At 63.9% G+C, this 6987-nt stretch carries 9 protein-coding genes; 6 read left to right on the top strand and 3 right to left on the bottom strand.

The window, feature by feature from the left end:
• Window positions 1-613 precede the first annotated feature (613 nt).
• Both SLQ30_RS32910 and SLQ30_RS32905 read right to left on the bottom strand, forming a co-directional pair.
• Window positions 614-1405 (bottom strand): hypothetical protein, encoded by a 792-nt coding sequence (locus SLQ30_RS32910; protein WP_319451239.1) that lies wholly within the window; start codon window positions 1403-1405, stop codon window positions 614-616.
• A gap of 310 nt (window positions 1406-1715) precedes the next feature.
• Window positions 1716-2777, bottom strand: a complete 1062-nt coding sequence (locus SLQ30_RS32905; protein ID WP_319451240.1) for a GlxA family transcriptional regulator — start codon at window positions 2775-2777, stop codon at window positions 1716-1718.
• A gap of 196 nt (window positions 2778-2973) precedes the next feature.
• Here SLQ30_RS32905 and SLQ30_RS32900 point away from each other — a divergent pair, with 196 nt between their 5' ends.
• From SLQ30_RS32900 to SLQ30_RS32875, 6 genes are read left to right on the top strand one after another with little or no spacing between them, the layout of a single operon-like run.
• Window positions 2974-3504: a DUF1097 domain-containing protein gene (locus SLQ30_RS32900; protein WP_319451238.1), complete on the top strand. Its 531-nt coding sequence runs from the start codon at window positions 2974-2976 to the stop codon at window positions 3502-3504.
• Window positions 3504-4238, top strand: coding sequence for a nitrile hydratase subunit beta (gene nthB / locus SLQ30_RS32895; protein ID WP_319451237.1), 735 nt, complete (start codon window positions 3504-3506; stop codon window positions 4236-4238). Before SLQ30_RS32900 ends, nthB begins: the two co-directional genes overlap by 1 nt.
• Window positions 4235-4855, top strand: a complete 621-nt coding sequence (gene nthA, locus SLQ30_RS32890) for a nitrile hydratase subunit alpha (protein ID WP_319451236.1) — start codon at window positions 4235-4237, stop codon at window positions 4853-4855. The genes nthB and nthA overlap by 4 nt, the downstream gene beginning before the upstream one ends.
• Window positions 4852-5163: a nitrile hydratase accessory protein gene (locus SLQ30_RS32885; protein WP_319451235.1), complete on the top strand. Its 312-nt coding sequence runs from the start codon at window positions 4852-4854 to the stop codon at window positions 5161-5163. The genes nthA and SLQ30_RS32885 overlap by 4 nt, the downstream gene beginning before the upstream one ends.
• Window positions 5164-5174: 11 nt before the next feature.
• On the top strand, window positions 5175-5399 hold the full coding sequence (locus tag SLQ30_RS32880) for a CbtB domain-containing protein (protein ID WP_319451234.1): 225 nt from the start codon (window positions 5175-5177) through the stop codon (window positions 5397-5399).
• Window positions 5390-6226, top strand: a complete 837-nt coding sequence (locus SLQ30_RS32875; RefSeq protein WP_319451233.1) for a CbtA family protein — start codon at window positions 5390-5392, stop codon at window positions 6224-6226. The genes SLQ30_RS32880 and SLQ30_RS32875 overlap by 10 nt, the downstream gene beginning before the upstream one ends.
• On the opposite strand, the gene SLQ30_RS32870 is transcribed toward SLQ30_RS32875, so the two are convergent.
• On the bottom strand, window positions 6162-6818 hold the full coding sequence (locus tag SLQ30_RS32870) for a hypothetical protein (RefSeq protein ID WP_319451232.1): 657 nt from the start codon (window positions 6816-6818) through the stop codon (window positions 6162-6164). The genes SLQ30_RS32875 and SLQ30_RS32870 overlap by 65 nt on opposite strands.
• Window positions 6819-6987 lie beyond the last annotated feature (169 nt).

Below are 6987 nucleotides of genomic sequence, written 5' to 3'. Positions count from 1 at the left end.
CCACAACCGGCTGCCACACCGCCCGGGTGGCGGAATTACGTGACAGACGAGGTGGGGGAATTCCGTGACGGACAACCCCTCAAGCTGGAGGAATTATGTGACCGCTGACAGATATGGTTGGTTTGGAAACCATGCTTGTACTGCCAATGGTGCCACGACTCATGGATCAACACCGACGCCCGGTTGCCGGCGGAATCGGAGATTGAGCCGAGATTGAACAATGGGCAATGCAGATTCGTTCTGTCTCTCGCTGCAACTCGCCCGGTTTCTGAATCTGCTTCGGAGGCACCGTTGTACTGGATGAATCGCTGATAGAAAGGGCCGTGAAACTGATTGTCGGCGGCCCGGGCGGAGTTCTCATAGTCCAGTCCCGAATGCCATTGGGACCAAACGTTGTCCGACAGGCAGTATCCGATCAGGAAGGCGCTGTTCACGACCTTGGCGAAGGGCTTTGCGACGTTGCAGGCATCAGAAATGCCGGCGGGATTCCAAGAGTCGTCAGTAAGTTGATACGCCTGCCACACCCACATGTACAGGTCGCGCCAACATCCATATAGACCCTGTACTGCGGCTTCCTCGAGGTTGCTACCGTCATTGCACATCCGTTGTCCTCCTAATCCGATTCTTCAGGCGTCCGTCGCGGCGGTGGTGGTGGTTCCCCCGTGGGGTGACCTGGGGCACGCGATGGTTGCGGAGGCCGTTCGTCGGGATTCTGCTCATAGAAAGCCGAGACGCGCTGGTCAAATTCGTCTGACTGCATGTCACGCAAGAAGCGTGGAAGCCCGACAAATTTGCGGTCTTGCGGCTGCACGATTTCCAGCAATTGCTGCGTGGCCTCAGGCGAGTCGCCGTGGTTGTACAGGTGCGCGTCTATCGCGGCGATCCTGACTGCCCGATCTGGATGCTCTGCCGCCAAACGGAGCGTGGCGGCGTCGGCCTCTTCCGTGCCATGAAACGAGAGCATCTCGGCTGCACGCGCTTGAAGCGCTCCCCTGGGGTCTAAGCGAGAACTGTTGTCGCCGTCGAGTTCCTCTTCGGCACGATGCACTAACGGCTCAGTCGACCACGCGAACGCTTCGAGCCGCTCAACGGCGCGAGCGTCTCTCAACTCGCCGATCGTGGCCAGCAACATCAGGTGGCGACCTACATCAACGACCGGCACGCGTTCGAGCGCCTGGAGCAGCGTGTCAGTCAACGCCTGGTCATTTTTTCCACGAGCGATTGTCTCGCAGATGATGCTGGTTTCCGTGTGCGGAACAGTCGCTGCCCAAGCTAGATAATTCTCCAAGGCATCGCTTCTGAGCGGAACCGGCTGCGTCTTGTGCGTCGGGACAGCACTACGGGCCGGCGGTCTTGGCGCATCTTTCGGATCTAATTCACGGCTACGTGGCTGTTGCTCGTTCATGGAAGCAAAGTAGGACCGATTCTTCCGTGGAGAGTAGGTAGTCCACTACGCGCTTTTAAATCCCTAACCCAGGTGCTTTTAAACTCATCCATGCAGGGACTTGAATTTGTCCGATGATGACACCCCATAAACACCGCTTCGCAGCGTTCCGGCCCATCGTGGCGCGTGCACCTCAAGTTCAAATGACGTGAGAGCGAGAGTTAGCTTCGCGATGACTGTTGCAACGCCTTGTCTCATGTCCGGCTTGCTCATCGTCGCCGTCAGCGGGGCGCCCTCCCTGCCCTGGAAGACATCATCGATAGTCCAAGCGCTAGAACCCCTGATGTATCCCCGTCGTCCGAAATCGACTGCGGTACATGCTCGGTGACACACCGAGCGCCCGACGGAACGTGCGCCGCATGGTGTCCGCCGACCCGAAACCCGCCCGTCGCGCCACCGCTTCCTGGCCGTGGTCACCAGTCGCGAGCAGCACCTTGGCTGCTTCAAGTCGCGCCTGCTCGACGAAACGTGCCGGTGTCATCCCGACCTGAACCCGGAACATGCGCACCAGGTGCCGCTCGCTGACCGCGGCCCGATCGGCCATGGCCGCGAGCGAGTGGTCGGCCCCGGGATCGCCAACGACGGCGTCGAGAATCTCGCGCAGCCCGCCCGTCACCGGTAGCTCGGATTCGGTCCACACGCTGAACTGTGCCTGACCGCCAGGCCGCTGAAGGAACACCACCATCCACCGCGCCACCCGCCGGGCCACGTCCGGTCCGTAGTCGCTTTCCACCAAGGCCAGCCCGAGGTCGATGCCCGCGCTGATGCCCGCACCCGTGATGAACGGTCCGTCCTGCACGAACAGCGAATCCGGAACGACCTCGATCTCGGGGTAGGTGCGGGCCAGCTCCTGACAGTGCGCCCAATGCGTGGTCGCGCGACGGCCGTCGAGCAAGCCGAGCGCGGCCAGCACGAACGCGCCCGTGCACACCGAGGCCACCCTGCGCGCTCGCGGCGCCAGTTCGCCAACCATCTCCAGCGCCGCCGGAACGACGTCCGGCGTCTGCTCCTCCGGAATGTCGTGCTCGCCAGGAGTGAAATAGAAGTCAGGCGGCACCCCGCCCGGCACGACCAACGTGTCGAACCGCTCCGGTACATCCGCAAGCGGCATATCGACCTTCAGCGAGACGAACGACGTCGTATCGACGGACTTGCCGGTCGGCGAGGCCAGGATCACCCGGTACTGCGCGCCGAAATCGTTTGCGCGGGCGAATATTTCGAGCGGCGCGGCGACGTCCTGCAACGTCACCTTGTCGAATAGTGCGAACACGACGGTCTTGGGCGCCTTCGGTTCCTTCGCCTTCGCGGGCCGGCGCCCCGCGGCCTTGTGCAGCCGCTGCGGTCTCTTGTCGTTGGACACCTGTGGCCGTCCTTTCGTGACCCCAAAGTGAAGTCAACGTAGCGGTGGTCTGCGACGACGGCAATGCGAGCGGGCCGAGGTCCGGAATTGCGCGATTCGTGTCCGGACCTGACGGCCAGAGCAATCCGGACGTAACGCCAGCGAAACCTGCTGACCTGATGCTCATTTCATGGATTCACGGACAGCCTTGACCCTGAGCATAGGCGTGCTCGGCGGGGTCGCAGTCGCATTCACCGCAGGAGTCGTCACGGTACCCATCTGGGTGGTGTTCCTGGCCTGGGCGTCGTTCTTCTTCGTCGGCGGCGGTATTGCCGGCTGGGTTAAGTCGGTGTCGTCGAACCTCGTCGGCGTGGTGATCGCGTCGGCCAGCCTCTACGCCGCCTACCTGATGGGCGGCAGCCTGCTGGCGACCTCCATCGCGGTCGGCGTCGGTAGCGCACTCATGGTTCAGGCATCGTGGGTGCCCCTGCTGGCGACCACCCCGGCCGTCGTCGTCGGGTTCGCCTCCACGGTGTCGACGGTCTTCGGACGAGACATCGGCATCACCGTCACCACCATCTCTCACCCCGGCCTGGTCGCCGCTGTGGCCTGCGTGCTTGGAGCGTCCTTTGGGTTGCTGTCCGAGTACGCGGCCACCGCCATGACGAAAGCTTCCGCTACCAGCCCCGCAACCCCGCCAATCGAAGGAAGCCCGGCCTGATGAAACTGCAGCACTATCTCGGCGGCCTCGAGGGCCTGCCGGGACCGTTGAATCTGGAAAAGCGCGTCTTCGTTGAGGATTGGGAGAAGCGGATCTTCGGCATCCACGTCGCGATGATGGGGTTGTCGAACCACCTCGGCTCGGCGCTGCCGGAATATCCCATCGACGAGGTGCCGACGGCCTTCAAGGACGAGTGGACGTGGGCCGACCTGCGCACCGGCGCCGAGGCGATGAATCCCTTCGACTACTTCAAGTTTCGCTACTACGAGAAGTGGTTGGGCGGCATCACCCAGTTCTTCGTCGACAAGGGCTACGTGACCGAGGAGGAACTCGCCGCCCGGGTCGCCGATCTGGCCCCCGCGAAGACCGAAGACGCGCCTGCGATCGACGCTCAGGTGATCTCCTATCTCCGGCTCGGCGACAGCCCCCGCCGCGACGTCGCGCACCCGAAGTTTCCTGTCGGGTCGACGGTGCGCATCACCAACGTGCCGGCCGACGCACACAGCCGGCTACCGGGGTACCTGCGTGGTCGGGTCGGCACCGTGGAACGCGTATTCGAGGGCGACTACGCCTATTTCACCCATACCGGCGACGGCATCGGCGACCCGATGCCGATCTACATCGTCGAGTTCGACCCAACAGAGATCTGGGGCCCACGCGCCGAAGACGGCCCCTTGAGCCTGTACGCCGAGCTGTTCGAAGCCTATTTGGCACCCACCGAGGAGGAAGCATGACCGACCAGTTCGCGTACCCGCCAGACCGCGAAGAGGCCAGTGCCAAGAAGGTGGCTGCCTTGGAGTCGCTACTCATCGAGAAGGGCGTCATCACCCCGCAAACCGTGGACAAGGTGCTCGCTTACTTCGAGACCGAGATGACGCCGCTGAACGGCAAGAAGATCGTCGTAAAGGCCTGGACCGATCTGGAATTCGCGGCAAAGGTCGTCGTCGACACCCCCGCGGCGATCGCCGAGCTGGACCTTCCCGACGGCATGGCGGGCGCCGAGGGGGAGCACCTGCAGGCGGTGGCCAATACGTCCGGCGTGCACAACCTGGTGATCTGCACGCTGTGCTCCTGCTTCCCGTGGCCGGTGCTCGGGCTGCCGCCGTACTGGTACAAGGACCCGACGTTCCGGTCGCGGGCTGCGCGCGAACCACGCAAGGTGCTTGCCGAAGTCGGGCTCGAGCTCGCCGCTGACACCGAGATCAAGGTGTGGGACTCCAGCGGGCACTCGCGGTGGTTCGTCATCCCCGAGCGTCCCTCTGGGACAGACGATTTCACCGACGAAATGCTGATGGATCTGGTCACCACCGAGTCTATGATCGGCGTGGCTGCGGCAGGCCCGGCGTCATGAAGCTGCACGAGACCTGCACCACCGACCAGGCGGCGCCGCAGTTCGACCACGAGTGGCAGCGTCGGGCCTTCGGCTTGGCGCTCGCGCTGTCCGAGTTCCGGCACTACCCCTGGAGCGAGTTTCAGGACGGCTTGATCGCGACGATCGGCGAGTGGGAGGCCATTCCCGAATCCGAACGGGGGCATTGGGAGTACTACGACCACTGGGTCGCGACGCTCGACAAGCTGGTCGACCGCCACGAACTGCTGACCGCTCCGGTGCTCACCGACGCCGGTGATCACGCGCTTCCGCACGACCACGACCACTAAAGGACTTTCCGATGAACAATGCCAACCCCGCGCTCGGCCTTCCCCGCGTCAACCTACGGGCGGCGGCCGCGGCCCTCGAGGTACCGGTCCGGCTGGCCGTGCTGACGCTGCTCGCGTTGATCGCCTACTACTTCATCGGCTACGACCAGGGCGCGGTGTCGGTATTCGGTTCCGACACCCACGTCCACGAGTTCGTGCACGACGCCCGTCACCTGCTGGGGTTCCCGTGCCATTGAGTAGCGAATCCCGCTCTGTCGTCGGATATCTCGTTCCCGGCGCGGTGGCCGGTGTCGTGGCTTACGCGTTCAGTCGGGTGATGATCGAGCCGCTGATCGGCGCGGCGGTGGACTACGAGGGCGCGCGCGAGCACGCCGAAGCCGGCGGTGATCACGACCACGGCCACGAGTTGTTCACCCGCACTGTTCAAGCGAACGTCGGTGCCGCGGTGGGCGTCATCGCGTTCGGCATCGCCATGGGTGTGCTGTTCGCGGTCGCCTACACCGTGATTCGCGTCGTGCTGGAGCGGCGGGGCTTCCGACCCGACGCGACCGGCCTGGCATTGTTGCTCGCTGCGGGAATGTTCGTGGCCATCGTGTTGGCGCCCGGGCTGAAGTATCCGGCGAATCCGCCGACGGTTGGGCTGCCGGACACCATTGGTGCGCGAAGTTCGGCGTTCTTGACAATGACGGTGGTGTCGGTCGTGGCTGCGGGTCTTGCGCTGGCGGTCGGGCTGGCCTGGTCGCGCCGGTGGGGGAGGTGGCGGGCCACCGCGGTTGCGGTCGGCGGCTACGTCGTCGTGATCCTGACCGCGATGCTGCTGATGCCCAGCTTCCACGAGGTGCCCGGCCCGATAAGTGGCCCCGAGAGGCTGGTGCTCGACGGTTTCCCCGCCGAGGTGCTTGGCGAGTTCCGGGTCTACTCGCTGGCGAACCAGGCGTTGATGTGGCTGGTGATTGGTGCGACTTGGGCGGCGCTTACGGCGTTGGGGACTAGGCGGTCTACTCCGACACAGCGTTCAGTTCTGCTCGGGTCTGGTCGATTTGGTCATGGGCGTACGTCGTGATCGCGGTGGTGGTCATCGTCTTTCCCTTGCGGGCGAGCGATTCGTAGGTCTGGTCCCCGAGCACCTCGCAAAGGTGACGAATTGCTGTACCGAGTTCTGGCAAGGTCCCAGTGGCCATGGGATTGACCGCTGCGAAACCGGCGATGGTGGCCGCTGATTCGAAGTGTCCAAGCCGGTCGAGAAGGGCGGCCAGGATCGCCAACGGGTTGTGCAACATGCCGAGGTTGCCCGACTCGTGGTTATTGCGGATGGCCACGGCGAGGTATTTCAACGCCGACACCCCGTCCCCTTGCTCGGCCTCGAGTCCGCATAACCAGTACGAGAATTGGGTCTCGAAGAAACGGTTGCCGCTGTCTTGGGCTACGCGCACGCCGCGGCGTAACGCCTCGAGCGCGCCGCCGGAATCCGTGCCGCGGAAGGCGTATCCCCACGCGAAGAGGGTGTACGCAAGCACCCACGGATTCCCGGTCGCCTCGGCAGCCTCGATGAGGCCGTCGGCGGCCAGCACCGCCTCGTCGGTCGAACCCGTGACCGCCAAGGCGAACACCAGGTTCGCCCTGGCGAATGTGTTGCCGCCGCCAGTGCGGGTCACTTGGGCGCGGCATAGCTCGACATAGCGGTTGGGCTGACCGACGAACAAGTACGCACTGCCGAGAAAGACATCTCACGAAGTTAAGAGTCAAGCCGCGAGTTGGAGAGGAGGTGGGAACGCAACGTGTTCGTCGTAGTGCAGGCCGGTGTGCAGGCAGTGGTGGAGTTGA

It is taken from the genome of Mycobacterium sp. RTGN4, from assembly GCF_033804635.1.
In the GTDB taxonomy this organism is placed as follows: domain Bacteria; phylum Actinomycetota; class Actinomycetes; order Mycobacteriales; family Mycobacteriaceae; genus Mycobacterium.
The sequence above is the reverse complement of the archived record's forward strand: the minus strand, read 5'-3'. Positions and strand labels throughout refer to the sequence as shown.